The sequence below is a fragment of the Oscillibacter hominis genome (assembly GCF_014334055.1).
GTDB lineage: Bacteria > Bacillota > Clostridia > Oscillospirales > Oscillospiraceae > Oscillibacter > Oscillibacter hominis.
This window is the reverse complement of the sequence record NZ_CP060490.1, coordinates 341,060-366,061: the sequence shown is the minus strand read 5'-3', so window position 1 is coordinate 366,061 and position 25,002 is coordinate 341,060. Positions and strand designations below refer to the sequence as shown.

Annotated in this window: 26 protein-coding genes; 6 read left to right on the top strand and 20 right to left on the bottom strand. The window is 60.2% G+C overall.

Annotated elements, in window-relative coordinates; genetic code table 11:
- Positions 1-5: 5 nt before the first annotated feature.
- Complete coding sequence (locus H8790_RS01870; RefSeq protein ID WP_187333409.1) at positions 6-854, bottom strand: AraC family transcriptional regulator; 849 nt, start codon at positions 852-854, stop codon at positions 6-8.
- A gap of 216 nt (positions 855-1,070) precedes the next feature.
- On the opposite strand from H8790_RS01870, the gene thyA reads away from it, so the two are divergent.
- Positions 1,071-1,901, top strand: a complete 831-nt coding sequence (thyA, locus tag H8790_RS01865; RefSeq protein ID WP_187333408.1) for a thymidylate synthase — start codon at positions 1,071-1,073, stop codon at positions 1,899-1,901.
- A gap of 72 nt (positions 1,902-1,973) precedes the next feature.
- Positions 1,974-2,462, top strand: coding sequence for a dihydrofolate reductase (locus H8790_RS01860; RefSeq protein ID WP_187333407.1), 489 nt, complete (start codon positions 1,974-1,976; stop codon positions 2,460-2,462).
- A gap of 75 nt (positions 2,463-2,537) precedes the next feature.
- Here the strand turns inward: H8790_RS01860 and H8790_RS01855 are convergent, their stop codons facing one another.
- Together H8790_RS01855 and H8790_RS01850 are read right to left on the bottom strand one after the other, a co-directional pair.
- The gene (locus H8790_RS01855; protein WP_187333406.1) at positions 2,538-3,227 is read right to left on the bottom strand and encodes a zf-HC2 domain-containing protein; all 690 of its coding nucleotides are present in this window, start codon (positions 3,225-3,227) and stop codon (positions 2,538-2,540) included.
- A complete protein-coding gene (locus tag H8790_RS01850; RefSeq protein ID WP_187334207.1) occupies positions 3,224-3,691 on the bottom strand; it encodes an RNA polymerase sigma factor in 468 nt (155 codons plus the stop codon). Before H8790_RS01850 ends, H8790_RS01855 begins: the two co-directional genes overlap by 4 nt.
- Positions 3,692-3,781: 90 nt before the next feature.
- Between H8790_RS01850 and recG the strand changes: the two genes are divergently transcribed.
- Both recG and H8790_RS01840 read left to right on the top strand, forming a co-directional pair.
- Complete coding sequence (gene recG, locus H8790_RS01845) at positions 3,782-5,881, top strand: ATP-dependent DNA helicase RecG (protein ID WP_318646875.1); 2,100 nt, start codon at positions 3,782-3,784, stop codon at positions 5,879-5,881.
- 23 nt (positions 5,882-5,904) lie between these two features.
- Positions 5,905-6,588, top strand: coding sequence for a YoaK family protein (locus H8790_RS01840; protein ID WP_187333404.1), 684 nt, complete (start codon positions 5,905-5,907; stop codon positions 6,586-6,588).
- Positions 6,589-6,634: 46 nt separating this feature from the next.
- Here the strand turns inward: H8790_RS01840 and H8790_RS01835 are convergent, their stop codons facing one another.
- The 7 genes from H8790_RS01835 to H8790_RS01805 all read right to left on the bottom strand — a co-directional run bounded on the left by H8790_RS01835 (position 6,635) and on the right by H8790_RS01805 (position 13,890).
- Positions 6,635-7,378, bottom strand: coding sequence for an acyl-[acyl-carrier-protein] thioesterase (locus H8790_RS01835; RefSeq protein ID WP_187333403.1), 744 nt, complete (start codon positions 7,376-7,378; stop codon positions 6,635-6,637).
- Positions 7,379-7,390: 12 nt separating this feature from the next.
- Positions 7,391-8,416 (bottom strand): aldo/keto reductase, encoded by a 1,026-nt coding sequence (locus H8790_RS01830; protein WP_187333402.1) that lies wholly within the window; start codon positions 8,414-8,416, stop codon positions 7,391-7,393.
- 24 nt (positions 8,417-8,440) lie between these two features.
- A complete protein-coding gene (locus H8790_RS01825; protein WP_187333401.1) occupies positions 8,441-10,210 on the bottom strand; it encodes an AMP-binding protein in 1,770 nt (589 codons plus the stop codon).
- A complete protein-coding gene (locus H8790_RS01820; RefSeq protein ID WP_187333400.1) occupies positions 10,203-11,081 on the bottom strand; it encodes a 2-oxo acid dehydrogenase subunit E2 in 879 nt (292 codons plus the stop codon). The genes H8790_RS01825 and H8790_RS01820 overlap by 8 nt, the downstream gene beginning before the upstream one ends.
- 82 nt (positions 11,082-11,163) lie before the next feature.
- Entirely contained in the window at positions 11,164-12,042 is an 879-nt protein-coding gene (locus H8790_RS01815) for a hypothetical protein (protein WP_243208538.1), read from the bottom strand.
- Positions 12,039-12,884 (bottom strand): glycerophosphodiester phosphodiesterase family protein, encoded by an 846-nt coding sequence (locus H8790_RS01810; protein ID WP_187333399.1) that lies wholly within the window; start codon positions 12,882-12,884, stop codon positions 12,039-12,041. Before H8790_RS01810 ends, H8790_RS01815 begins: the two co-directional genes overlap by 4 nt.
- Positions 12,885-13,089: 205 nt before the next feature.
- Complete coding sequence (locus tag H8790_RS01805; protein ID WP_187333398.1) at positions 13,090-13,890, bottom strand: HAD-IIA family hydrolase; 801 nt, start codon at positions 13,888-13,890, stop codon at positions 13,090-13,092.
- 295 nt (positions 13,891-14,185) lie between these two features.
- Here H8790_RS01805 and H8790_RS13800 point away from each other — a divergent pair, with 295 nt between their 5' ends.
- Positions 14,186-14,296 carry an MmcQ/YjbR family DNA-binding protein gene (locus H8790_RS13800; RefSeq protein ID WP_243208537.1) on the top strand — a complete coding sequence of 37 codons (111 nt, stop codon included), beginning with the start codon at positions 14,186-14,188 and terminating at the stop codon, positions 14,294-14,296.
- Positions 14,297-14,448: 152 nt separating this feature from the next.
- Here H8790_RS13800 and H8790_RS01800 read toward each other — a convergent pair whose 3' ends face one another.
- The 7 genes from H8790_RS01800 to H8790_RS01770 all read right to left on the bottom strand — a co-directional run bounded on the left by H8790_RS01800 (position 14,449) and on the right by H8790_RS01770 (position 21,289).
- Positions 14,449-15,294: a MerR family transcriptional regulator gene (locus H8790_RS01800; RefSeq protein ID WP_187333397.1), complete on the bottom strand. Its 846-nt coding sequence runs from the start codon at positions 15,292-15,294 to the stop codon at positions 14,449-14,451.
- Between the two features lie 160 nt (positions 15,295-15,454).
- On the bottom strand, positions 15,455-16,873 hold the full coding sequence (locus tag H8790_RS01795) for a spore germination protein (protein ID WP_187333396.1): 1,419 nt from the start codon (positions 16,871-16,873) through the stop codon (positions 15,455-15,457).
- A gap of 102 nt (positions 16,874-16,975) precedes the next feature.
- Complete coding sequence (locus H8790_RS01790) at positions 16,976-17,308, bottom strand: zinc ribbon domain-containing protein (RefSeq protein ID WP_187333395.1); 333 nt, start codon at positions 17,306-17,308, stop codon at positions 16,976-16,978.
- Positions 17,309-17,459: 151 nt separating this feature from the next.
- Positions 17,460-17,648 carry a hypothetical protein gene (locus H8790_RS01785; protein WP_187333394.1) on the bottom strand — a complete coding sequence of 63 codons (189 nt, stop codon included), beginning with the start codon at positions 17,646-17,648 and terminating at the stop codon, positions 17,460-17,462.
- Between the two features lie 106 nt (positions 17,649-17,754).
- On the bottom strand, positions 17,755-19,167 hold the full coding sequence (locus tag H8790_RS01780) for a GNAT family N-acetyltransferase (protein ID WP_243208536.1): 1,413 nt from the start codon (positions 19,165-19,167) through the stop codon (positions 17,755-17,757).
- Between the two features lie 402 nt (positions 19,168-19,569).
- A complete protein-coding gene (locus tag H8790_RS01775; protein ID WP_187333393.1) occupies positions 19,570-20,355 on the bottom strand; it encodes an alpha/beta hydrolase in 786 nt (261 codons plus the stop codon).
- Positions 20,356-20,449: 94 nt separating this feature from the next.
- On the bottom strand, positions 20,450-21,289 hold the full coding sequence (locus H8790_RS01770; protein ID WP_187333392.1) for a DegV family protein: 840 nt from the start codon (positions 21,287-21,289) through the stop codon (positions 20,450-20,452).
- A gap of 171 nt (positions 21,290-21,460) precedes the next feature.
- Between H8790_RS01770 and H8790_RS01765 the strand changes: the two genes are divergently transcribed.
- Complete coding sequence (locus H8790_RS01765) at positions 21,461-21,931, top strand: MarR family winged helix-turn-helix transcriptional regulator (RefSeq protein WP_187333391.1); 471 nt, start codon at positions 21,461-21,463, stop codon at positions 21,929-21,931.
- A 37-nt stretch (positions 21,932-21,968) separates the two neighbouring features.
- Here H8790_RS01765 and H8790_RS01760 read toward each other — a convergent pair whose 3' ends face one another.
- Genes H8790_RS01760 through H8790_RS01750 form a run of 3 tightly spaced genes read right to left on the bottom strand, consistent with a single transcriptional unit; the run spans position 21,969 to position 24,965 of the window.
- Entirely contained in the window at positions 21,969-23,615 is a 1,647-nt protein-coding gene (locus tag H8790_RS01760) for a sensor histidine kinase (RefSeq protein WP_187333390.1), read from the bottom strand.
- On the bottom strand, positions 23,612-24,280 hold the full coding sequence (locus tag H8790_RS01755) for a response regulator transcription factor (RefSeq protein WP_187334204.1): 669 nt from the start codon (positions 24,278-24,280) through the stop codon (positions 23,612-23,614). The genes H8790_RS01760 and H8790_RS01755 overlap by 4 nt, the downstream gene beginning before the upstream one ends.
- Positions 24,281-24,311: 31 nt before the next feature.
- Positions 24,312-24,965 carry an HD domain-containing protein gene (locus H8790_RS01750; protein WP_187333389.1) on the bottom strand — a complete coding sequence of 218 codons (654 nt, stop codon included), beginning with the start codon at positions 24,963-24,965 and terminating at the stop codon, positions 24,312-24,314.
- Positions 24,966-25,002 lie beyond the last annotated feature (37 nt).

The following is a 25,002-nucleotide window of genomic DNA, read 5'->3' as shown; positions in this document are numbered from 1 at the left end:
CTCCCTTACCCGTTGAATTCCCGGGGGCTCATGTGGAATGTGCCCTGAAACGCCCGGAGGAATGTGGAATAGTCCCGAAACCCCGCCTGCTCCGCCGCCTTCATCACCGGCACGCCGGAGCGGATCATCTCCCCGGCCCGCAGCAGCCGCTTCTGGCTCACATACTGGTGGAGCGTGTAGCCCGTGGTCTCCTTAAAGCGGTGCATCAGATAGTAGCGGCTCATATAGAACCGGCCGGCAATGGCATCCACGGACAAATCCTCCTCCAGATGGGCGGCAATATAGCGCAGGATTTCCCCCATTTTGGGGTCCCGGCGGTAGCTGTCCGCCACCTCCACCGTCCGGTCCTTCCCCGCGTCCCGGTTGATGGCAACCAGCAGCTGGAGAAAGTAGGTGCTGGCCAGCAGCTCATGGCCGAACTCCCGGTCCCGCAGCGCGCCCTCTAACTCAGTCACCAGGCGCATATACTCCAGCCTCCGCTCCTTCCCCTCCCGCAGCAGGTGAAACCCCCGCTCCCGGGTCAGGTCAAAGCAGGCGGACAGGTCCTCCCCGCCATAGCTGTGCTGGGCCAGGTAACCGGCGTTGAGCCAGATCACAATGCGCTCATAGGGCTCATTGGGGTCGATGATGGGCACGTGGATCAGGTTGTGCTGCACCAGCAAAACATCCCAGGGCTTGAGGAAATAGGTGACGCCCTCCACCACATAAGTCACCTTGCCTCCAAGCAGCAAAATGATCTTGTCGAACTCATGGTAGTGGTAATCCAGCTTTTCCGCCCGGCTGTCCTTCAGGTGGAACAGCCGGAAGTTCTCATTGAGATAGCCCCGCTTTCCCACCTCGCTGCGGTCCAGCATCGCTGCCCCTCCCCTCGTCCGCCCCTTTGCCGCGGGCGGATGCTTTCCCATTCATCATATCGCACTCTTTGCAGGATTACAATCAGGCTTTTATCTAATTTTTACAAAAATACAGGGGGGTATTTAGTAAAAATGGGTTCAGGATTCATGGATTGTATTGCGGGTGCGCATCTGCTATACTGAGCAGGGAAGAAATTCGACAAGGAGCGTGAGTGCATGAGCCATGCCGACCAGGTATTTCTGGCCAACTGCCGGGAGATTTTGCAAAGCGGTGTCTGGGACACGGACCAGCAGGTGCGTCCCAAGTGGGAGGACGGAACGCCAGCCCACACCATCAAGAAGTTTGGCATCGTCAACCGCTATGACCTGAGCCGGGAGTTCCCCATCCTCACGCTGCGCAGGACCTACTGGAAAACCGCTGTGGACGAACTTTTGTGGATTTGGCAAAAAAAGTCCAACAACATCCATGACCTGAACGCCCACATCTGGGACGCCTGGGCCGACGAGAACGGCTCCATCGGCAAGGCTTACGGCTATCAGCTCGGCGTCCGCCACCGCTACCCGGAGGGCGAATTTGACCAGGTGGACCGGGTGCTCTACGACCTCAGGCACAATCCAGCCTCCCGCCGGATCATGACCAACCTCTACACCTTTGCCGACCTCCACGAGATGAACCTCTACCCCTGCGCCTACTCCATGACCTTCAACGTCTCCGGACGCACGCTCAACGGCATTTTGAACCAGCGCTCCCAGGACATGCTGGCCGCCAACAACTGGAACGTTGTGCAGTACGCGGTGCTGATGCATATGATGGCCCAGGTCTCCGGCCTGGAGGCAGGCGAACTGGTCCACGTCATCGCCGACGCCCACATCTACGACCGCCATGTGCCCATCATCCAGCGCATGCTGGACGCATCCCCCGCCCCCGCGCCTCTATTTCATATAGACCCGTCCGTCACGGACTTTTACGCCTTCACCCGGGACAGCTTTTCCCTGGAGGGCTATACGCCGTCTCCCTTTGAAGAGAAAATCCCCATTGCCGTATAAACCGTCTTTTATTCCACGGGAAGAATCCATACCGCCTGCCGTCCATCCGCGGTATATCAAAGGAGAGTCTCTATGAACGCAATTGTTGCAGTCAGTCAGAACTGGGCCATCGGCAGGGATGGCAAACTGCTGTTCCGCCTGAGCGAAGATCTGAAACACTTCCGCTCCCTGACGGAGGGCGGCACCGTCATCATGGGCCGCAAAACGCTGGAGTCCCTGCCCAAGGGGCAGCCCCTGGCCAACCGGGACAACATCATCCTCTCCGCCCAGCCCGATATTGAGGTGCCGGGCGCCGCGGTGGTGCACTCCTTTGACCAGGCGCTGGCCATGGTGCAGGGCCGGGACCGGGTCTTTGTCATCGGCGGCGGCTCCATCTACGCCAAGCTCCTGCCCTACTGCCAGCGGGCCTATGTCACCATGGTGGACGCCAAGGCCGACGCCGACACCTATTTCCCCAATCTGGACCGACACCCCGACTGGGAGCTTTTCAGTGCAAGCGAGCCTGTGGCCGACAACGGCTACACCTTCCGCTACCTGGAATATGTGCGGAAGGCTGGATAGCCCAGTTTTTGATCCGGAACGCAAAAGAGCGTGCAGCAGCTTGCTGCACGCTCTTTTTCCATTTTGGAACGGCTTTTAATCCCTGGCCGCCCAGCTGAGCTCATCCTCCGATGAGGCGTCGGGCAGCTCCATGCCCTCCTCCCAGAGGAGGACGGCGTCCTCACCCTGGCCGTACCAGGCCCTGGTGATCTCCGTATCATAGCCCCGTGAGCGGGCGTATTCATTCATGAGCGGCAGGTCCAGGACCAGGTCTGAGTCCCCTGTCTGGCCCACCATCATCCTCTTTTCCGTATAGAGCGCCCGCTTGGGCACAAAGTAGGCGTTGCCCTCCCCGTCAAACTCGAACCGGATCTCCCGGATCGCCTTGTCGTCGTTGACGGCCATGTGGTACAGCACCCGCCCGTCGGAGAGCTGGCGCACGTTGGTGATCGAAATGCTCTCCGGGTCCACCGGGAACCAGAACCCCTGCGTGGCCGCCAGAAAAGCCCCGGCTATCACGGCGCACACCGCCGCCGCGACAGCCGCCCCCCGCAGCTTTGCCTTCCACTTGCCCCGCTCCCACTCCCGGGAGATCGTCTTCAGCGCTGACGCCCCGTCGCCCGACCCGTGGCGCTTCTCCTCCGGCAGAGGCGAACGGAGCTCTTCCAGTTCCCTCCGGCAGCCGGCACATTCTTGAAGATGCGCTTCCACCGCCTCCCGGCTCTCGGGCGAGCACACATTGTCGCAGTACAGCGGCAGCAGGTCACGTACAATTTCACACTTCATTGCAGCCTCTCCTTTAATTTCCGCCGCGCCCGGAAATAGGTCACACGGGCCCAGCTCTCAGTTTTCCCGAACAGCTCGCCGATCTGGGCAAAGGGCAGTTCGCCGAAGGTGCGCAGGGAGAACACCTCCTTATAGGGCTCCTCCAAATCATGGAGCAGGCGGTGGAGCCTGCGGGCCGTGTCACGGTCGCACAAAGACTCCTCGATGCCCTCATCCCCCTCCTCCGCCCCCGCCTGCCGGAACCGTTTCTGCTCCCGGCAGGCGCTGAAATAGAGGTTCCTTGCGATCTGGCACAGCCACACCCGCAGCTGGCACTCCCCGCGAAAGCCGTCTATGGCGGTGAGAGAACGGAAAAAGGTCTCCTGGGTGATCTCCTCCGCCGCCGCCTCGTCCCTGGCCAGGGCCAGCGCATAGCGGTACACATCGGCAAAATACAGCCGGTAGACTTCTTCAAAATCCGGGATCTTCCTCACCGCCTTTCCTACATAAGAGCATCCAATGGGCCAAATGTTACAAAATAGTTTTGCCAAGTGCTGCAGGCTATTATATAATATCTGAAGCTGCTGTTCCAGCAGCTGAATCCCACAGGAGAAAGGAGTCACCCCATGGCCGACCTCAATACGGATGTGCGCTACATCAAGGGCATTGGCGAGCAGAAGGCCAAGGCCCTGGGAAAGCTTGGCATCTTCACGCTGCGGGACCTGATCTCCTACTTCCCCCGGGCCTATGAGGACCGCACCACCCTGCGCCCCATCAGCGCGCTGATTCCCGGGGAAACCGCCTGCGTCCAGGCCATGGTGGCCGCGCCGCCCACCCTTTCCCGCATCCGCCGGGGCCTGGAGCTGGTGAAGCTTCGGGCGGTGGATGAGACCGGCGCGGTGGACATCACCTATTTTAATCAGGCGTACCTGAAAAACAGCCTGAAAATGGGACAGACCTATGTGTTCTGCGGCCGGGTGGAGGGCACACTGCTGCACCGGACCATGACCAATCCGGTGGCGGAGCCGGAGGGCCGCCGGGAGCGGACCGGGCGCATCGTCCCCATCTATCCCCTGACCGCCGGTGTCTCCCAGCTGCTGCTGATCCGCGCCGTCCGCCAAGGGCTGGACGCCTGCGCCGGCAAACTGTCCGAGTTCCTCCCCGAGGAGGTGTGCCGGGAAAACGGGCTCTGCCCCATCGGCTGCGCCTATGAAAACGTCCACTTCCCCGCCTCTCAGGAAGCGCTGGAAGAGGCCCGCCGCCGCCTGGTGTTTGAGGAGCTGTTCCTGTTGGCCCTGGGCCTTTCCGGGCTGCGCAGCCGCCGCCAATCGCTCCTGGTGACACCCTGCCGCCCGGTGGATATGGAACCCTTCTACCGCGCCCTCCCCTTCTCCCTCACCGGCGCCCAGCGCCGCTGTGTGGAAGAGGCCCTGGCCGACATGTGCTCCGGCAGGCCCATGAACCGCCTGTGCCAGGGAGACGTGGGGTCCGGCAAGACCATGGTGGCCGCGGCCTGCGTCTACTTCACCGTACAAAACGGCGCCCAGGCCGCCCTGATGGCGCCCACTGAGATTTTGGCGGAGCAGCACTACCGGAGCCTCTCTCCCCTCCTGGAGTCCCTGGGCATCCGGTGCGTCCTGCTCACCGGCTCCGTCAAGGGCAAGGCCCGCCAGTCCATCCTTGAACAGCTTTCGGACGGGACGGCCCACTTTGTCATCGGCACCCACGCGCTGATCTCCGGGGATGTGGCCTACAAGGACCTGGGCCTGGTGGTCACCGATGAGCAGCACCGGTTCGGCGTTGCACAGCGCGCCGCCCTCTCCTCCAAGGGCCGCTCCCCCCACATCCTGGTCATGTCCGCCACGCCGATCCCCCGGACGCTGGCCCTCATCATCTACGGCGACCTGGACGTCTCCGTTATCGACGAGCTGCCTCCCGGACGGCAGAAGATCGATACCTTCGCCGTGGGCACCGGCTACAGGGAGCGGATCTACGCCTTTTTGCGCAAGGAGATCGCCCAGGGCCACCAGGCCTACATCGTCTGTCCACAGGTGTCGGAAAACGAGGAGATGCCGGACGACCGCAAGGCGGTGACGGAATACGCGCAGATGCTCCAGCAGGAGGTCTTTCCCGATCTGCGCATCGCCTTCATCCACGGCAAGATGAAGCCAAAGGAAAAGGAGGCGGTGATGTCCGGCTTCACCAGCGGGAAAACGGATATCCTGGTGTCCACCACGGTCATCGAGGTGGGGGTGGACGTGCCCAACGCCACAGTGATGGCGGTGGAAAACGCCGACCGCTTCGGCCTGAGCCAGCTCCACCAGCTGCGGGGCCGGGTGGGCCGGGGCAGCGCCAAGTCCTACTGTGTGCTGATCGCAGATCCAAAGACCGAGGAGGCCAGGCAGCGGCTGCGGGTCATAGCCAAAACCTCGGACGGCTTCCGCATTGCCGAGGAGGACCTGCGTCTGCGGGGCCCGGGCGACTTTTTCGGCCAGCGCCAGCATGGACTTCCCTCTTTGAAGATCGCCGACCTTTCCTGTGACATGGCCCTGCTGCTCAAGGCCCAGGCAGCGGCGGAGGAGCTGCTACGCGCCGACCCGGAGCTTACGCGCCACGGGGCCGTTAAGCGCCGGGTGCAGGAATTGTTTACCCAGAATGCGGACACACTGAACTGAAGATCACAGAAAGAAGCAATGCAATGAACAGACAAGTTTCCGAGAGCTACCCCATCGGCGTGCTGCTGGCCTTAGTCGGCGGTTTTTTGGACGCCTACACGTACCTCTGCCGCGGCGGCGTATTCGCCAACGCTCAGACCGGCAACATCGTTCTCTTTGGCCTGCACCTGGCCCAGGGGGAGTGGGGCCTCTCCCTATCCTACCTGGTGCCCATCGCCGCCTTCTTTTTCGGCGTATATGTGACCGAGTCCCTGAAGAGCCGGTACAAGGGGCGCAGGGGCAGGCTCCACTGGCGGCAGGTCACTGTGGCTGTGGAGTCCCTGGTGCTGCTGATCGTGGCCTTCCTTCCCCAGGGCGACTGGGACTCCCTGGCCAACATTTTGGTCTCCTTTGTGTGCGCCATGCAGGTGGAGAGCTTCCGCAAGCTCAGCGGCAGCCCCTACGCCACCACCATGTGCACAGGGAACCTGCGCAGCGCCACGGAGAACCTCTACCATTTCCGCCGCACCGGGGACGGTACGTTCCTCCGCCGGTTCCGGCAGTACGCGGGCATCATCCTCTTTTTCATCGCCGGCGCCGCCGTCGGGGCCCATGCCACCCGGCGCTTCTGCGCCGAGGCGGTGCTTTTCGGCCTCATCGGCCTGGCCGCCGTCTTCCTGCTGATGTTCCGGGAAGAGATGGATGAGACCGGGGAAGAGCAAAAATAGAAGGAAACGCGCCGCACAAACCGTTGGCTTGTGCGGCGCGTTCTCTTTAAAATACGCATTCGCAGGTGAAGCAGGGCTCGCCTGCCTGCCCCATCATGTAATAGCGGTCCTCCACCCGGTAGCCGGTGAGCCGCAGCTCCTCGCCCAAAGTGGCTTCGTGGTTGTAGTTGATGGAAAATTCCTTCAAGTCCCGCAGCTGGAGCTCCTCAGGCAGGAAGTCCCAGATGACGTTTCCGTAGTTGCCGCTGTAGAGATGCCCGTTCGCATCCAGGTCGGTAAAGCGCACCTTTCTTCGGCCGATCTCCTCCATGCCCTCCCTGGGCGCCAGCACCTTTTTACACTCCGGGCAGTCGATCTCCCGCTCCACCTCTGCGATGGGCTTTCCTGTAAAAAGGCCCGGCCGCAGGATTTTCCGGCTGTCCGGGTCCACCAGGATCCAACTGCTGCGCCCGGCGACGCAGGTCCGGCCCTCACGGTCGCTGAGATCGAAGCAGCGGCGCATATGCACGCCCCGCACTCCGTTTTCCCAGGTGGTCACCTTGAGGATGTCCCTGTTTTCCGGCAGGCGGTGGACTTTCAGCGTGATCCGGGCCAGCAAAAACACCTGGTGCATGTCCCGCAGCACCTCATAGGTCAGCCCCCGGGCGTCGTAGTCATAGCCGGCAATGCTGGCCATCATGCTCAGCATGGTGGAAAGCTTCATCTTTTTGCGCACGTCACAGCTGGCAAAGGTCAGCTCCTCCTCCCGGCTGAAGGTGGTTTCCGTCAATTCCTGTGTGAGATACTCCAATGTCTCTTCCTCTTATCCGTTTTTGTGCTGGGCATAAAACGCATCATAGTCCTTCAGCATCTCCTGAAGGAGGTTGGGGATGTCCAGCTCATAGGGGCAGCGGCTCTTACACACGTCGCAGTGGACGCACTCCTCGATCTTGTGCATCTTGGCGTACCACTCGTCGGTTATGTAGTTCTGATAGACCGCCCGGCGCAGCAGCATGGCCATCCGGGCCGCCTGGGGGATGTCAATGCCCACGGTGCAGGGCTGGCAGTACCCGCAGCTGCGGCAGAAGTTCTGGGCCAGTTCGGCGCGGTCCTTCTCAATCACCGCCGAGAGCTCCGGCGTCATCTTCGCCCCCCGCTCCCGCAGCTCCAGCCACTGGTCCAGCTCCCACTCATGCTGGATGCCCCAGATGGGCACCACGTTGTCGTACTGCTGCATGAAGGCAAAGCAGGCCTCCGCATTGGAGAGCATGCCGCCGGAAAGGCCCTTCATGGCGATAAAGCCCACGTCCTCCTCCCGGCAGCGGTTGACCAGCTCCACATCCTTGTCCGTGGCCAGATAGCAGAATGGGAACTGCATCGTCTCAAAGTTGCCGGAATCCAGCGCCTGGTGGGCCACGCTTAGGCGGTGGTTGGTGATGCCGATGTGGCGGACATACCCCTTTTGCTTGGCCTCCAGGGCTGCGGCAAACGGGCCGTCCGGGTCGTCGATATCCGGCAGCACCGCCGGGTTGTGGAACTGGAAGAGGTCGATATAGTCCGTCTTCATCCGCCGCAGGCTGGTCTCGATGTGCCGGCGCACCGTCTCCTTATCCGACCCGCCGCTCTTGGTGGAGATCACGATGTTGTGGCGGACGTCGGAGAGCGCCTCGCCGATCTTCTCCTCGCTGTCGCTGTAGGCGTTGGCCGTGTCAAAATAGTTGATCCCCCGGTCATAGGCCCGGCGCAGCAGCTTTTTGGCCGCGGCGTGGTCGATGCGCTGGATGGGCAGCGCGCCGAAGGCCGTCTTTGTCACCCAAAGCTCTGTTTTTCCCAATCTCACTTTTACCATAGTCTCTCTCCTCCCTCCGCCGCATTACTGCCGGCGGCTCAGCTCCTCTTCCTCCAGCTTTCGGTAGGCCACCTTGCCCACCAGGGTCTTGGGCAGTTCCTCCCGGAACTCGATCTCCGTGGGGATGGCGTATTTGGCGATGTGCTTGCGGCAGTGGGCCAAAATGGCCTGGCGGCAGGCCTCGGTGGGCTTGAAGCCCGGCTTGAGCATCACGAAAGCCTTGACCCGCTGAATCTTGATGGGGTCGGGCACGCCGATGACACAGCTCATCTGGACGTACTCCTGCCCGTCCAGGACGTTTTCAATCTGGGAGGGATAGACGTTGTAGCCGTTGGTGACGATCATGCGCTTGATGCGCTGGCGGAAGTAGACAAATCCGTCGGAGTCCATGATGCCCAGGTCGCCGGTGTGGACCCAGGTCATGCCGTCGGCGTGGGTGCGCAGCGTCTGAGCCGTCTCCTCCGGGTGGTTCACATACTCCACCATCACCGTGGGGCCTGCAATGCAGATCTCGCCCTCCTCACCGTAGGGCACCTCCTCTTCCGTCCCCGCCTTCACGATCTTATAGAACATGTCGGGGAAGGGCAGGCCGATGGAGCCCTCCCGGGCCTGGTGCATGGGCGTGAGGCAGCTGGCGGTAACGCATTCGGTGGTGCCGTAGCCCTCCCGAACCTGAACGGCTGCGCCGTGCTCGGCCAAAAAGGCGTCAAAGCGCTTTTTCAGTTCCACAGACAAGGAGTCGCCGCCGGAGAACACGCCCTTCAGACAGCTTAAATCCACGCCCTCCATCTGCTTCACCCGCAGCAGTGCCTCAAACAGGGAGGGCACGCCGGCGATGAGGTTGGGCTGGTACTTCTTCAGCAGCTCCGCGTAGGATTCCGGGGTGAACCTGGGGATCAGGATGCAGCGGCCGCCGTTGTACATCATGGAGTGGATGGATACGCCAAGCCCGAACCCATGGAACATGGGCATGATGGCCAGCATCTTGTCGCCGGGCTGGAAGAAGGTGTTGGTGGCGATGATCTGGGCCCCCAGGGCGTTGAAGTTCCGGTTGGTCAGCAATATGCCTTTGGTGGTTCCTGTGGTGCCGCCGGAATAGAGGATCACCGCCGGATCCTCGGCGTGGCGGTCTACCTTGTAAATCTCGATATAGTCCCCGCGGCGGAGGAAGTCCCTCCACTTGAGGACGTTGGCCCGGGCGGGGATGGGCTTGATCTTCCGCCCCTCTTTCAGATAGTAGCCAGCCCGGACCGCGCCGGGCAGCTCGTCGGCCGCACCGGTGACGATCAGGTTGGGCAGGTCCACCACCTTACGCAGCTTGGCAAACTTAGGGTAAAACTGATCCAGTGTGATAGCCGCCACGCTCTTGGAGTCCCGGAGGTAGAAGGCGATCTCGCTTTCGGCGGACAGGGGGTGGACCATGTTGGAAACAGCGCCCACCAGGTTCACCGCATAGAACATGACCAGCGTCTGGGGCATATTGGGCAGGCAGATCGTCACCCGGTCGCCCTCCCGGATGCCCATGGCCTTCAGCGCCCGGGCGCAGGTGTGTATCTTCTCCACAAGCTCCCGGTAGGTGCACTTGCTGCCCATATAGTCGTAGGCGATATAGTCTCCATAGCGGCGGGCCGTGTCCTCCAGGGCGCCCACCATGGTCTTTTCCGAATAGGTCAGCGTGGCCGGTACCTCTTCATCGTAGCTGCCGAGCCAGGGCGCTTTCACGCGGGGCACCTCCGCCCCTTTTTTCTCCCGTTTGGCTCCCTGGCCGGCAGCCTTGATCGCCGGTTCACTCATACTCTACTTCCTCCTTTGCAGGCCGCTCCAGAAGCTCCGGGTGCTGAAGCAGGTGTTTGAACAGTTTGATGGTTTTGGAATAATAATACCCGTCGGCAATGCGCTCATCCAGCGTAATGCCCACGTTCAGCGCGTCCCGCATCTCCACGTGCCCGTCGGCGTCGTAATAGGGGTACAGATGCTTTTCGCCGATGGTGACGAACACGGAGTTGGTTCCCCAGTTGTTCAGATGGTGGTAGGCGGCGTTGAGCTTGATGGAGCCCAGGTTGGAAATGAAAATGGTGGCGTAGTCCGGGTCCGTCTTCACCAGGCTCAACGGCGCCCTGCCGTGGTACTCCAACCAGTAGAGCATCCGGATCACGAAGCGCAGCAGCGGCCGGGGCAGCTTGCCCAAAAAATCCATACCGGCGGTGGAGTTGTCCACCGACTCCTCGTTCCGATAGGCCAAAACCTCCTTCTTGATCCGGTTATGTACATCGGTAACGGTGTCGTCCTCTTCGAATTTGATGAACAGCAGCGACTCCTTCGCCGTGTCGGAAAACTGCTTTTTCATCACAAAGGCGGCCGTCAGCTCGTTGCGCTGATACATACGGTTGCCGGAGATGAACCGGTTCATCCTGGGCCGCAGGGTGATCGTCTTCACCAGCGCCGCCAGGATCACATGGAAAAAGGTATATTTGAATTCCGGGTCCTCCCGGTTCTTTTGCTCCAAGAATGTGTTGACCTCCGTCAGGTCGATGAGCTCCTCGATAAACGCCTCGTTGTCTGCCCGGTTGGGCATCAGATAGGGGGTGAACACATGGAGCGGGTCAATGTCCCGCAGCCAGACGCCGTCCCGTCGATCGCCCCAGCGCACTTTTTTCTTCTCCACTGCCTCTCCTCTTTTCCCGCGCAATTCAATCTATTATTTGCGGTTGCTTTACACGCCCCGCCGGCGAATCGGATTTCCAGCGCTATGCGCCCTCGTCCGGACGGCCCTCCCGGCCTTCCGCCTCCGGCGGCAGCGCCTTTTCCTGCTCCGCCTTCAGGTAATCCCGCCCCTCTTCCTTGCGGCTGGGGATGAACTTGCTGGCCACCTTGCCTTTTCCCCGGCTCTTCACATAGAAATATCCGATGATGGAAAAGACCACCGCGCCGATAAAATTGACGAACAAATCCTTCATGGTATCCAGAAGGCCGATGTCCAGATAACCGCCCAGTCCCAGGGACTCCCCGTTGACCGCCGTGTCTGTGATCCCGGTGACGCCCACCACCGTATTGGTCCGGGTGGGGTCCAGGGCCACGGTGTAGATGGCGTGGAGGATGGTGTCCTTCTGCATGTCCGTGTGGAACACCAGATCCATGCCGCACTCAAAAAACTCCCACAAAACACCGATGGTCATGGAAAAGCAAAAGGCCACCACTGCCATAAACGCGGGAGACAAGTCGAAGGTCAGTCGCTCGTCGCTGTTGAGCAGCACCACCAGGGAAAATCCGATGGCGGCCGCCAAGAAGCCGTTTACCGTGTGGAGCATGGTGTCCCAGCCGGGAACCCGGACATAGAAGGAGCTGATCTCGCCTAAAATCTCCGCCGCAAAAATAAAACAGAGGATGATGATCTCCAGCGTGGTGGGCAGCTCGATGCGCAGGCCCACCTGCACGATGCTGGGCACATAGAGCAGCAGCAGCGTCAGCACGCAGAAGAAGACGCTTTCAAAATGCCCAAGAACGCACTGGCGGATCAGCGTTGCCACCACAAGCACGTGAAGAACCTTATAGGCGATGAAGGAGCTTTTGTGCTCCCGCAGCTCCATCTTGACCGCCGCTTTGAACTGTTGCCATCTCTTCTTCAACTGCGTGCTCCTCTCCCGTCCGCCGAGGCGTCATATGATTCAAAAATAATTAGGTGCCCCTCCCGTTCCGCCTTTCGCTGATCCTGCGGGGACCGGATGGTCCAGTTGACCTCCTGCACGCCCCGGCTGCGGCAGCACAGCCGGACCGCCCAACTGTTGCGGTCCTCAAACCGGTAGGACACAAAATCAGGGCGCGTCCGGAAATTGTACAGAAGGTAGCTCAGTGCAATGCGGCGCGTCCCGCTTAAGCCCGATGGGGATTTCATGAAATCCTGGGCCAGCTGGCCCCGAACCACCAGGGGCCGGTTCTCCTTCAGCCACAAAAGGCACCTGGGGTCAAAGCTCTCAACGCAGTAGGCCACGTGGAACCGGTCCAGCGTCTCGCAGGTCAGCCGCGTCAGTTCGTTCCAGTTGTCCCGGGCGCTCTTGAGCTCCACGATCAAGGGCGTCTTCCCCTCAAAGAGGGGCAGTACCTCCTCCAGCAGGGGGATCCGCTCCTCCGTACCCTCCAACCGGTAGCCTTTGAGCTGCTCCGCCGTCAGGTCTTCCACATCCGCCTCCACGCCGCAGGTCCGCTTCAGGGAGGAGTCGTGGATCACCGCCAGGCACTTGTCGCGGGTCAGATGTACGTCCAACTCAGCGCCAAAGCCATGCTCCACCGCCCGCCGGAAGGCCGCCAGGGAGTTTTCGGGGATCTCGGGCTTTTGATGATATCCCCGGTGGGCGTAGCGGAATTTCCGCAGGAGCTTCCACTGGGGGTGTCCCCGTCTTCCCTGGAGCAAAAACTCCAAAAGCAGCAAAACCGCCACCGCAGCGGCCACGACCCAGAACAGCTCTTTCACAGGCGCCTCCTCTTCCACGGCCAAACAGGCCGGAATTCAATACAGAGTGTATTGTACCCCAATTCTTCCAGTAATGCAAATCTTGATTGTTTCTTCCAAATAGGAAAAGAGAGAGCCGCTCAAAGGGCGTGCTCTCTCTTTTCATTGATTCAGTCCGCGTCAAATGCCTCTAACCCCAGCTTTGCCTCGGCCCGGGAGCAAGCGCTCAGCTGATATCCCTCAGCCTCTCCCAAATCTCCCGGATGTCCCGGTAGACGGCCGTGGGCCGGAGCTCCGACCGGGCCACGGTCTCCAATGTGGACTCCCCGGAGAGCACCAGTGCCGCGTCCACGCCGGCGTTTAACGCGCAGGCAATGTCGGTGTAAATCCGATCGCCGATGAGCAGGGTCTCCTCCGGCGCGTACCCAGTCCGCTCCATGGCCAGCAGGGCCATCTCCGGCTGCGGCTTGCCGATGACCTTTGGGCTGCGGCCGGTGGCCCGGCGGAGCATCTCACAAACGCTGCCGCAGTCAGGTACAGAGCCGTACCAGGTGGGGCAGACCCAGTCCGGGTTGGTGGCGATATAGTCCACTCCCCGGTTCAGCAAAATGCAGGCGTCCTCTAACTTTTGGAAGGTGAGCTCTGTGTCAAAGCCGCACAGCAGCGTATCCACCTCATCGCTGCGCACTCCGCTCACCTGGAAGCCCGCCTGACGCAGCTGAGACCGGAGCGACTCCGTCCCAAAGACGTAAAGCAGGCTTTGCTCCTTTCCCTGGCGGTGCAGGTATGCAATGGAGGCGTCCACCGAGGTGAGAAAATCCGACGGCGACGCATCCACGCCCAGCCGCGCCATCTTCTCCACATACGCCTCCACCCCCCGGGAGGAGTTGTTGGTCAAAAAAAGATACTTTCCCCCCAGGGACCGGACGCAGTCCAAAAACTCCCGCGCACCGTCAAAGAGGTGCTCATCCAGGTACAGCGTGCCGTCCATATCCAACAGGAACAGCTTCTTTTGGGATAGGTCCATGCCGTCCCTCCTTGCAATCAGTTGGTGTCAGCATACCATAAAGGGCCCTTGCTGACAAGCGGACACCAAATTCCTTGGAGATCTTCATGCTGGGCGGTAAAAAGGGCAGCGGCTTATGGTTTATTTGTGTCAGAAGGTACATACAGGCGGCAAGAATTTGGCACAGAGCCCGAGTACCTATGGGCCAGCCACCCCAGTTTCGCGGTTTTGCGGCACAGGGCAAAAGTGGTACGCGGTTATGATGGACGTCCGAAGGGAAAGCTGGGGCTGTTAGGGCTTCGCCGAAATCTTAAATGTGAAGTGCGCCCCGGCCTTAATTTGCTTTTTGCGCCAGCGCCCAGGGTTTCCCCCGGCTTACCATATGAACAAGGATCGCTGGGTCAGCATCCTGTTGGACAGTGCCTGAGGAGGAAGTGCGGGGCTCATTCAATTCAGCCACGAGCTGACTCTCCCAAAGGAAAAGAAGAGATAACATACTCCGCCCCAGCAGCCCACCGGTCACACGATTCTTTCGCGGCGGCCAACAGTGCCTTTATATTCTCTTGCTTTGCACGATTTTCACCGGCGATAAAATGCCTCAATGGCCTGGGCAAAAAACTCCGCCGCCCCATCTCCGTACCGTCCATCCACAGCCTGCCTGGTCCGCTGGTCCCGATAGAAGCGGGCCTGGGCCAGCATGGGCCCTTCCTCCTCCCTTGTCTGGGCGACCGTCTTCATAATAAGGGCGTATGCGCCAATGAGCCTGCGCACCTCCGGGGAGCCAGGACCGCGGCGCCGCTCCTGGATCAGCTTTTGCTGGAGTTCCTCCAATTGATCCTTGCAGCGCTCCGCCTCCTCTTTGCTGATGGGGTTTTTTACAGCGGAAAGGTACTCCTCTTTTCCCCCGTACCATTCCACCACCTTTGCATACTGCTGCTGCATAGCCTCTGAGGACAGGGCCGCTATGTAGCGATCCTTCCACTGCTCCACGCCGCCGAACTCACGGATGGAGTTTTGCCTGATGGGTTCGGGCATCCGGCCGAACATGGTTTGGAACAGCTCTGAGAGTTCCGCTTTGCTGAAAATTGTGAAGTCCATAGGATTCTCTCCCTCTAAAATCGTGTCAAGGCTGGAGATCAGCCGCTCCAGCCGTTCCTTCTTTGCCGCCAGCAGTTTCCGCTGCATGCGCAGGATTTGGTTCCGTTCCAGTTCCGGTGCTCTTAAAATGGATTGGATCTCCTTCAAAGGGACGTCGAACTCCCGGAAGAACAAAATCTGCTGCAAGGTCTCCAGGTCTTTCTCGTCGTAGAGGCGGTACCCCGCCCCACTTTTCACCGTGGGCGAAAGCAGCCCAATCTCATCATAGTAGTGAAGCGTCCGCACACTGATCCCCGTTCGCCCTGCCAGTTCTTTGACTGTCATCATTATTCCCGCCTCCTTTCCATCGATTTTAGACCATCACGCCCCGTGAGGGTCAAGTGTTTTTGAAACTTTTTTGTATGCGACCCTATCCGGGCGGCGGAAAAAGCGGCGGCACAGCGCTCCCGCCGTGCCGCCGCAAGGAATCAAAGAATTCATTTTTTGGCTACGTGTTTTTTCGGCTGATTGGCCGTCGGATCAGCAGCCCACGCAGGGCCTCCCAGTTGAAGGGGATCAGGGGATAGAGATACCCCGGCCCCACCAGGGGCTTGGTGGTGGCCACCAGCACCAGCGCACCTAAAAGCCCGAAGCCAAACCCCCACCATTCAAAAAGGGCGATCAAAACCAAGAGCACAAGCCGCACCAGCTTAAAGGCATAACCCAATTCAAAGCTGGGCTGGGCAAACGTGGCGATGGATACAAAGGCCATATAGACCAGCACCTCCGGCACCAGCCAGCGGGCCTGGACCGCAAAGTCGCCTAAGATCAGGGCGCCCAACATGGAAAAAGAGTTGGCCAGGGAACTTGGGGTATTGAGGGAGGCCAGCTTCAAAATGTCCACCAAAAACTCCACGATGAACAGCTGCAGCAGCAGCGATACGCCGCCGGGCTCCTCCACCTTCAAAAAGGCAAGGTACTCAGGAAGGTTCTCAGGATGGCTGGCCAGCAGATACCATACCGGCGTAATGATCAGGGACAGCAAAAACACCATGAACCGCACCAGCCGCAGATAGGAGCCGATCAGGGGCGGGAAATAAAAATCATTGGCCTCCTGGATAAAGTCGAAAAACGTGGTGGGCAGGATCATCACCGACGGTGAGTTGTCCACCAGCAGAAGGATCTCTCCCTCCATTACGCTGGCGGCTGCGGCATCAGGCCGCTCCGTATAGCGCACTTTGGGGAAGGGATTGTACCACTGTGGCGCCATCATGGACTCCGCCACGCTCTCCTGGCCCATGGAGATGGAGTTGACATCCAAGTTGGTCACTTTCTTCCGGATCTGGTCCAACAGTTTTTTGTCCACCCGGTCCTCCAGGTAGCAGAGGACTATATCCGTCTTGGAGCGGCCGCCCACCTTGTGATTTTCCATGGTCAGCCGCGGGTCCCGGATGCGGCGGCGGATCAGTGCCGTGTTGTGCAGCAGCGTCTCCACAAAGCCGTCGTGTGAGCCCCGGAGCACCTTGCCGTCCGCCGGCTCCTCCACGCTGCGGGCCGGATATTTTTTTGCGTCGATCAGCGCCGCGCCGCTGACCCCTTCCATGATAAGCAGCGTCTTGCCCAACAGCACCGACGTGACGATGTCGTCGTAGGAGAAGCTGACGTTGACCTCGCAGAACGTGACGAACCCGTCTGCAAATTCCTGCATCTCCTTGATGTTCTGAACCCGTTCCGGCGCAATATTAAGCCAGAAGGCACCCATCCGCTCCAGCACCGCGTCCTCGCCGTAGCCGTCCAGCACCCAGACCCGAACCCGGCGGCCGCCGATGATGAAGTCTCTTGAAACCATATCGTAGTTGCGCCCCACACCAAGAAGCTGATCAAAAATTTTCTGGTTGGCGGCAAAATCCTGTGAAAGCTGTTCCATCCGATCCCTCCCATTCAGGTTTAGTATGGAAACTCTCACAGGAATTATGCAAAAAAAGCGGCGTCCCAAGACGCCGCTTTCCCTTGATCTCCCTGCATGGAATCAGTCTTTCAAATCCCTTTGGAAGCAGACCTGGCCCTCCTTGCCGTACAATGCCACATCAAACCCGGCGTCGGACAGCAGCTGCGCCATATGTACAGCCTCCTCCAGCGCCGCGGTGGTATACACCACCTCCGGCATGGCATTCAGCACCTGGGCCGCACGGTCGGGGGTATACCCGCAGACCTCCCGCAGGGCGGCCACTGCTGTAGCGGCGCTGCTGTGCCGGCCCTGGACCGTCACCTTATACTCCTCCAGCACATAGCCACAGCCGGGGCAGGCCTGCACTGCATCCGGAATCTGTTTGCCGCATCTCGGACAGTTGTTCATAGCCATGATACCACCTCATCCTATTAGATTACTGCAAGTATATCACACTTTCCCTGCAAATAGCAATCCGAAGCTTTGAACTCCCTCTTACTTTTCGCAGACCCCGGTTCCCTTTCCAGCGCCTTCGTCAAACCAGACATCCTCTCAGGGGCAAAAACTATGATTTTGTCTCCTTCCGATACCAATGGATTTCCCGGATTGCAAGGCCCACAAACACAGCTGCCATCAAATAAGAGGCAAACGCAAAATCACCCAGCTTTGTCCTGACCCCAAACAGCCAGGCCCCAGCCATCGCCAGATCAAAGAGCACGGACATGCCATATACCCATTTATATCTGTAGCGCATAAGCATCCCCTCCCGTATGGCTCTTCACAGTATATCATCGGAGGTACCGGCAATCAACCGGACGGAAAGAAAAATAGATGCCGCCGTATCCTACGGCGGCATCTTCTCAAACCACTTTCTGGAAGTAATAAAACGTATCGTCCTGTCCGTTGGGCCGCATGCAGGCGGAAAGCATCTTCCGGGAGGCCTCATTCTCATGGAAGCACTTTGCTACAATACGCGCCAGGTGAACCTTATAGAGCCCCCACTCCGCCACGGCGGTAAAGGCCTCCGTCCCGTAGCCGTGGCCCGCGTACTCCGGGGCAATGCGGCATCCAAGTTCCGCGCCGCCCTGGTAGTCGAACCGGTACAAAATGGCCTCGCCGATCATCTTCCCATCCAGTCGCACGGCAAAATTGACGGCTCTGCGCTTTTCAAAGTCCGCCTGGGCAATGCGCAGGAAGCTGTCCTGACGCAGTTCCCCCTCCACGCCGGCAGGGTCGTCATAGCCCCACCAGCGGTTGCGGTCCCGGTCCATGCACAGCCTGTAGTAGGACTCCGCGTCCTCCTCCGTGATGGCGGAGAGCGTCAGCCGCTGCGTCCGCAGCTCCGGAATCTGGGGCACATGGATCAGTTCGTTGGTCGGCTCAAAGCAGTATTTCGGCGCCAGCTTTACCGGCAGGTACTGGAGCTTGGAGGTCCGCAGCCCCCGGTCGGCGGCGTCGTCCTCCCGGTTGATATAGCGCGCCCGTTCACTGTAGCGCGCACCGTCGGAAAAGGCCTGGGCAAAAGCCTGCACTGTGGCGGGATAAACCCCCTCATAGCCGTAGAGCGCCTTTTCGATGTGGACAATCAGCGTATCCCCGCAGCGCTCTCCCAGGGAAAGGGAGATCAGACGCCCATTCAGTTCCATGCCGCCCACACAGAACCAGGGCTTCCCCGCAAGGGCCATGGTCCGTTTGGCATAGCGCAGCTCGCTTTTCGCTTTCTCGTCCTCCTTGGTGAAGACTGCGTCGTAATCAGCCCAAAAGCCGTCGATGAGGGCGGAGTCGTCACGCGTCAGCACCCGGAAGGCGGCGTCGGGATAGGCAGCGCGGAATTTGTTGATGTGGTTGCGCTGGCCGGAGTACTTGCGGCCGGCAAACGTGCACAGCGCTTCCGCGTCATAGAGGTAGTCCCGCCAGGTCCGCAGGTTGCTGATCTTCACATAGGGATAGCGGGTCATCAGCCCCGCCGCCTTGCACTCCGGCACCACGGAGATCACCGGTGAGATTCCCTGTTCCAGGCACCAGGTCTCAATGGCCGTCAGCGCCGCCTCCTCGTCCCCCTCCGGGCCGGGCACAGGGTAGTCGAACACAGTCTGACCCTGGTGGAGGTTTTTCACAATCAGGCAGCCCGCCTCCTCCGCATACATGGGGTGGAGTTCGTCCCGCCACATCATTTTGGTTCCAACCGAGTATTCGCACAGCCCATAGAAGCAGTTGCGGTAATATATGCGGAGCTTGGCTCCGTCACTGTTCGTTACCTTCTTAAATATCAAAATAGTGCACCTTTTTCTTTCTATATTGCGCTTTCAAATCATTTCCTGACCGAAGGATGGATTTGCGCGGCAAGCCGCCGCCTCTTATCGGACTCAGCATACCATAAAGCCGGTGCTGAGCGAAGATGCAGCTGCAACAGTTAAAAATAACAATGCCCTTTTTCCATAGCATCCCGCATCCAGGGCAGAATATGCCCTTCCCTTTAACAGAGGCCTTCCAGGCAGCCATTCAGTTCAGCAATCATTATACCTCTGGCTTTACATCAAGTCAAATCTCCCTTGTTTTCCTGATTTTGTTGTTCTTTTCAGCCGGGAAATAGCCCAGCGGTTTAAAGGAACCAAGCACGGTCAACCGCAGCCCAGGGCATACCCATGGCTGAATCCAGAGGCGCGCAATCCTCCTCAGTCCACGGCATCCCGGAGCACTTCGTCCAAAAAAGCCCGCATGCGCGCAAAATCCGCTTTCGCTTGGGCGCCTCCCGCGAGGGCATAGCAGTGGCCCTTGTCCGGAGCCACCGTGAGATCACACCGGCCGCCCGCGTCTACAAGCCCCTGGCAGAGCCGCTCGGCGTCGGAGCGGAGCAGCTCCTCCCCGCCGGCAAAGAGCAGGGCGGGAGGCAGGCCGGCAAGGCCGCCGAAGAGGGGGGAAATGCTCCTCAGCACCCGCCCGCCTCCATATTGACCCGCCCACAGCGCCAAGTCCTCTCCGGACAAAAATCCGTCGAACCTTCCGGAGCAGCGGGTCAGGTCCACCCAGGGCGACAGGGCAATCCACCCCGCAGGCAGGGGAAGTCCGCTGTCCCGCAGCCGCTGGCAGAGGGCAAGGGCCAATCCACCGCCGGAGGAATCGCCCACAAATGCGGTTTTCTCCGGCGCAGTCCCCTCTTGCCAGAGCGCAAGACAAGCCTCCTCCGCATCCTCCAGCGCAGCGGGACAGGGATGCTCCGGTGCCAGGCGGTAGTCCACGCAGCGTACACGCCGGCCTAACTTGCCGGCCAGCAGTCCGGCCACCGACTCCATATAGGCTCCATCCCCGGACACGAATCCGCCGCCGTGGAGGTAAAGCAGGGTTCCCGTCCCCGCCTCGCTGACCGGCAGGAGATACCGTGATTCCCTCCGGCTCAGCCGCGCCAGCCGCCGGGCAACCGCCTGCTGGTGCGATTGCAGCGTGTCATTGCTCCAATTCATTCCGCCTCCCCCTTTTCCGATCCTTATTATATGCCAGAGGGCGCCTGCCCCGTCAAGATGGAAAAACGGGCTGCGGAATCCGCAGCCCGTTTCTTCATTTCATCCGCTCGATATAGGCCATGCCGTAGCAGCCCGGCCCGGCGTGGGTGCCGAGCACCGCGCCCAACTCATCCAGCACGCTGTTTTCAATATGGAAGGCTCTGCAGCATTTCTCCCGGTAGGCCGCCGCCGTCTCCAGCGCGTGGGAATGGGCAAAGGCCACGGGGTACTGGTAATCGATCAGATGGTGGTTCACAAAGCTGGTGGTGAACTCCAGAATCTTCTGCTTCCCCTTGACCTTTCCAATGGACTCCAGTTTCCCGTTTTCAATGGAGACCACCGGCGAAATGCCAAGCATGGTCCCGAATACCGCAGTGGAGGCGGGAATCCGGCCGCCCATTTTCAGATACTTCAGGGTGTTGACAAAGGCCACGAAACGCACCCGCCTTTTCAGCGACTCGATCCGCGCGGCAATCTCCCTGGCGCTGAGCCCCTGCTCCCGCATGGCGGCGGCCTGCCGGACCAGCAGCCCCAGCCCCACCGTCACATTCAGCGAATCCACCAGATGGATCTGCCTGCCGTCCAGCATCTCCCGGGCAATGCAGGCGGACTGGAAGGTGCCGCTCAGCTTGGAGGAGAGAAAGATGCCCACAATCTCATCCTCCCGGTTTTCCTCAAACACGTCGCAAAACTCCGCCGGGTTGGCCTGGGCGGTTTTTGGCAGCACCTTGACACTGGCCTGCTTCTCGTAAAAAGCCTCCTTGCTGATCTCCACGCCATCGCGGTAAATGCCGTCTTCAAAGATCACGCTGAGGGGGATCACCTCAATATTCAGTTCCTGCTGGGTCTTAAAATCCAAATCACAGGTGCTGTCGGTAATGATTCTGACTCCCATGGATACCTCCGTCATCTGCCGCTGCGTTCAGCGTGCAGGTACTTTGATTGTCAAACGATCTATCCCATCATAACAGGAAATGAAAAAAAATCAAGATATTTAGATTGACAAATTAATATTTTTTTGATTTAATCAGAATGTTATTTTGCAGGGAGACAGGAGGTGCGGAGTGTGGATCAGTTTGAACAGGAGTGCAATGACTTCCTGGTCAATGTGTTCGGCAGCATTTTAAAGGCGGAGGAGGAGATGATCCGCCGCAATCACGACGCGGACATCACCATCAGCGAGCTGCACCTGATTGCCGCGATGGGCCGCCGCCCGGGGGGCTGCACCGTCAGCGAGCTGGCCGCGGCGCTGGACATCACTGCCTCCTCCGTCACCATCGCGGCCAATAAGCTGATGGCCAAGGATTGTCTGCGCAAGCGGAAAAGCGAAAGCGACGGGCGTTCGGTCTACCTCACACTGACGCCCCGCGGCGAAAAGCTGTGCGCCTACCACGACAGCTTCCACCAGAAGATGGTGCAGGCCGTGGCCTCCCATCTGAATCAGGAGGAAAAGGCGGCGCTGATGTCCAGCATGGAAAAGCTCAGCGCCTTTTTTGAAGTTAAACACTTCCGGGCCCTTTTGGACGGGGAAGCTTAAAAAGCGCGGGACCGTACGGTCCCGCGCTTTTTTTCTTTTATCCTTTGAAGTGCAGGGTGAATGTGCTGCCCCGGCCCACCTCGCTCTCCACCTCCACGGATGCGCCCAAAAAGAGAGCGCCGTGCTTGACAATGGAGAGCCCCAGGCCGGTTCCTTTGCTGCTGCGGCTTTTGTCCACCCGGTAAAACCGCTCAAAAATTCGGCTTTGCTGGTCTTTGGGGATTCCGGTTCCGGTGTCGCTGACAGTGACCCTGGCGCCGTCCGCCTCTTTGCTCACCTCCACGGTGACGCTGCCGCCGGGGCGGTTGTAGGCCACGGCGTTGTCACAGAGGTTGTAGAGCATCTCCTCCACGATCTGGCGCACGCCGGGCACCGCCGCCGCTTCTCCCTCCACCCGGAGGGAAACCCGGGCGCGCTGTGCCGCGTCGGAGAGCTGCCGTGCCACCGACCGGCTCAGGGCCAGCAGCTCCACCTCTTCCCACTTGGCGCCGCTGTCGCCCTCATCCAGGCGGCTGAGCTTGATGATGTCTCCCACCAGGTCGATGAGCCGCTGGGCCTCTTTCCGGATGTTGCCTGCAAAATGGCCCACATCCTCGCTCTTCACCATGCCGTTTTCCAAAATCTCCGCCGTGCCCAGGATGGAGGTCAGCGGCGTTTTCAGTTCATGGGACACGTTGGCGGTGAATTCGCGGCGCAGCGCCTCCCGCTGCTCCTTCTCCGTCACGTCCAGAATCACCAGCACCGCGCCGGTGACCTGCCGGCCCTCCCGCACGGGGTTGGCGATGAGCTGCTCCACCCGGCCGTCCTGTTCCATGCGCTGCTCGCAGCGCCGGCCGGCCAAGGCGGATTCCACGGCGGAGCGCACCGCCCAGCTGCGGTTCAGCGCCAGGATGCTGGCTCCCTCCGGCGCCTGGGCCTCCAGAAGCCGCAGAGCCGCGGAGTTGTAGGACAGGATGTTGGTGGCCCGGTCGACGATCAAAAACCCCTCGCTCATGTTCTCCGTGATGGCAATGAACTCCTTCTGGCGGCGGCCCAGCTCCTCCATCTGCCTGCCGATCACCTCGTTCTGGCTGCGGATCCGGCCTAAGAGGGGCGCTAACTCGTCGTAGCATTCCCCCTCCCCGGGATGCTGGAGGTCCAGGGCGTTGATGGGCCGTATGATCTTCCGGGACAGCCGGGAAGCCAGGAACAGTCCCAGAACCAGCGCCGCTAAGAGAATGAACATGGCCGGCTGGAGCATTTGCAGCAGCAGCACCCACACGGTATACTTTTGGCTGGATACGCGCAGCACCGTGTTGTCGGAAAGGCGCTGGGCATAGTAGATGGTCTGCTGGGACAGCGTGTCAGAATAGCGGGAGGAGGAACCCGTTCCGCTCTCCAGCGCCTGCCGGATTTCCTCCCGGCCGGCGTGGTTTTCCATGGTGGAGGCGTCCTCCCGGTTGTCGTAAAGCACGCTTCCGTCGGCATCGACCCAGGTGATGCGGCTGTTACCGGGCTTCAGGCCCCGCAGGTAGCGTTCCCCCTCCATCAGCACGCCCTGGGCAATGTACCCGGTCTCCGTGGCCAGCTCCACCTCCAGCCGGGCGGTGAAATACTCATAGAGCACGCCCATAATCAGCGCCGTGGAGGCCAGCAAAACCGCCACGGAAGAGAGGACGATGGAGCGAAAGATTCGTTTTGTCATGCGCCTTCCCCTATTTTGTAGCCGAATCCCCGGACGGTCTCAATGTACGCGCCGCACGCTTTCAGCTTCTGCCGCAATGTGCGGATATGTACATCCACCGTACGGGTCTCCCCGTCAAAATCATATCCCCAGACCCGGTCGATGAGCTGGGCCCGGGTGAAGACCACGCCCCGGTTCTCCACCAGCAGGCAGAGGATCTGGAACTCCTTCTGAGTCAGCACGATGTCTTCCCCATCCACCCGGATTACATGCTTTTCCGGGCACAGATACAAGCTGCCCAGCCGGTATTCCCCAGGCGCCTTTTCCGTGCGGCGCAGGAGGGCCCGGATCCGGGACAGCAGCTCCAGCATGCCGAAGGGCTTGGCCACATAGTCGTCGGCCCCGGCGTCCAGCCCCACCACCTTGTCGTACTCCGTCCCCTTGGCCGTGAGCAGGATGATGGGCGTCTTCTCCGTGCCGGGCGCGGCGCGCAGCCGCTTGAGGATGTGAAGCCCATCCTCCTCCGGCAGCATCAAATCCAGGATCACCAGGGAGGGCGCTTTGTTCTCCACGGCCTTCCAAAACTTTGAGGGCAGGCCAAACCCGGCGGCCTCCATCCCCTGGCTCTTCAGCGTATAAATTATAAAATCCCGGATGCTCTCATCATCTTCCACCAGGTAGATCAATGACAAGCCCCCTTCCTTCTTGATCGCATGCTCAGATCAGCTGCTGGCCGTTGATCATCAGCTTAAACTGAAGCCCCAGCTTCTCCGCGGCCTTGCGGCAAAGGATCATGCGCTGCATGAAAATCTCAAAGTAATCCATCAGCGAGCCGTAGCGTGTGTCGACGCGCAGCCGCAGCCAGATGTAGGGCTGCTCGATCTCCAGCCGGGATTCCTCCACCGAGTAGTTCACCCGGTCGTGGATGTCAAACTGGGCCGGATCGGTGGCCCGGACACGGCTTCTGCGCACGTCCGACTTATCCGCCAGGATCAGCGCCGCTGCCACGGCGTTGACCGCCACGCCGGTCCCCTCGTCGTGGTTCCCGATGGCGGTGACGATGGTGGCGATCTCCTCCGGCGGGCAGTCCATGTGATCCAGGATGCGAAAGGCCATCACGGCACCGCTTTGGGAGTGGTCCGCCCGGTTGACCAGGTTCCCGATGTCGTGGAGGTATCCGGCGATCCGCGCAAGCTCCACCTCCCGGGCGGGGTAGCCCAGCGTCTCCAGGATATAGCGGGCCGTCTCGGCCACCTTGGTCACGTGGGCAAAGCTGTGCTCCGTAAAGCCAAGGGCAGCCAGGGACTCATCTGCCCGCTCAATATACGTGCGGATTTCCGGGTTATTTTTTACTTCTTCAAAGCTCAGCATGGAAGTCCTCCTCTACGCGGCGGAGCTTCCCCGCCGC

What these genes read in the sequence shown, in the direction of transcription:
- H8790_RS01870 (WP_187333409.1), bottom strand. Translation starts at nt 854, where the DNA reads ATGCTGGACCGCAGCGAGGTGGGAAAGCGGGGCTATCTCAATGAGAAC.
- thyA (WP_187333408.1), top strand. Translation starts at nt 1,071, where the DNA reads ATGAGCCATGCCGACCAGGTATTTCTGGCCAACTGCCGGGAGATTTTG.
- H8790_RS01860 (WP_187333407.1), top strand. Translation starts at nt 1,974, where the DNA reads ATGAACGCAATTGTTGCAGTCAGTCAGAACTGGGCCATCGGCAGGGAT.
- H8790_RS01855 (WP_187333406.1), bottom strand. Translation starts at nt 3,227, where the DNA reads ATGAAGTGTGAAATTGTACGTGACCTGCTGCCGCTGTACTGCGACAAT.
- H8790_RS01840 (WP_187333404.1), top strand. Translation starts at nt 5,905, where the DNA reads ATGAACAGACAAGTTTCCGAGAGCTACCCCATCGGCGTGCTGCTGGCC.
- H8790_RS01830 (WP_187333402.1), bottom strand. Translation starts at nt 8,416, where the DNA reads ATGGTAAAAGTGAGATTGGGAAAAACAGAGCTTTGGGTGACAAAGACG.
- H8790_RS01825 (WP_187333401.1), bottom strand. Translation starts at nt 10,210, where the DNA reads ATGAGTGAACCGGCGATCAAGGCTGCCGGCCAGGGAGCCAAACGGGAG.
- H8790_RS01805 (WP_187333398.1), bottom strand. Translation starts at nt 13,890, where the DNA reads ATGGACCTATCCCAAAAGAAGCTGTTCCTGTTGGATATGGACGGCACG.
- H8790_RS01800 (WP_187333397.1), bottom strand. Translation starts at nt 15,294, where the DNA reads ATGATGACAGTCAAAGAACTGGCAGGGCGAACGGGGATCAGTGTGCGG.
- H8790_RS01795 (WP_187333396.1), bottom strand. Translation starts at nt 16,873, where the DNA reads ATGGAACAGCTTTCACAGGATTTTGCCGCCAACCAGAAAATTTTTGAT.
- H8790_RS01790 (WP_187333395.1), bottom strand. Translation starts at nt 17,308, where the DNA reads ATGGCTATGAACAACTGTCCGAGATGCGGCAAACAGATTCCGGATGCA.
- H8790_RS01785 (WP_187333394.1), bottom strand. Translation starts at nt 17,648, where the DNA reads ATGCGCTACAGATATAAATGGGTATATGGCATGTCCGTGCTCTTTGAT.
- H8790_RS01775 (WP_187333393.1), bottom strand. Translation starts at nt 20,355, where the DNA reads ATGAATTGGAGCAATGACACGCTGCAATCGCACCAGCAGGCGGTTGCC.
- H8790_RS01770 (WP_187333392.1), bottom strand. Translation starts at nt 21,289, where the DNA reads ATGGGAGTCAGAATCATTACCGACAGCACCTGTGATTTGGATTTTAAG.
- H8790_RS01760 (WP_187333390.1), bottom strand. Translation starts at nt 23,615, where the DNA reads ATGACAAAACGAATCTTTCGCTCCATCGTCCTCTCTTCCGTGGCGGTT.
- H8790_RS01750 (WP_187333389.1), bottom strand. Translation starts at nt 24,965, where the DNA reads ATGCTGAGCTTTGAAGAAGTAAAAAATAACCCGGAAATCCGCACGTAT.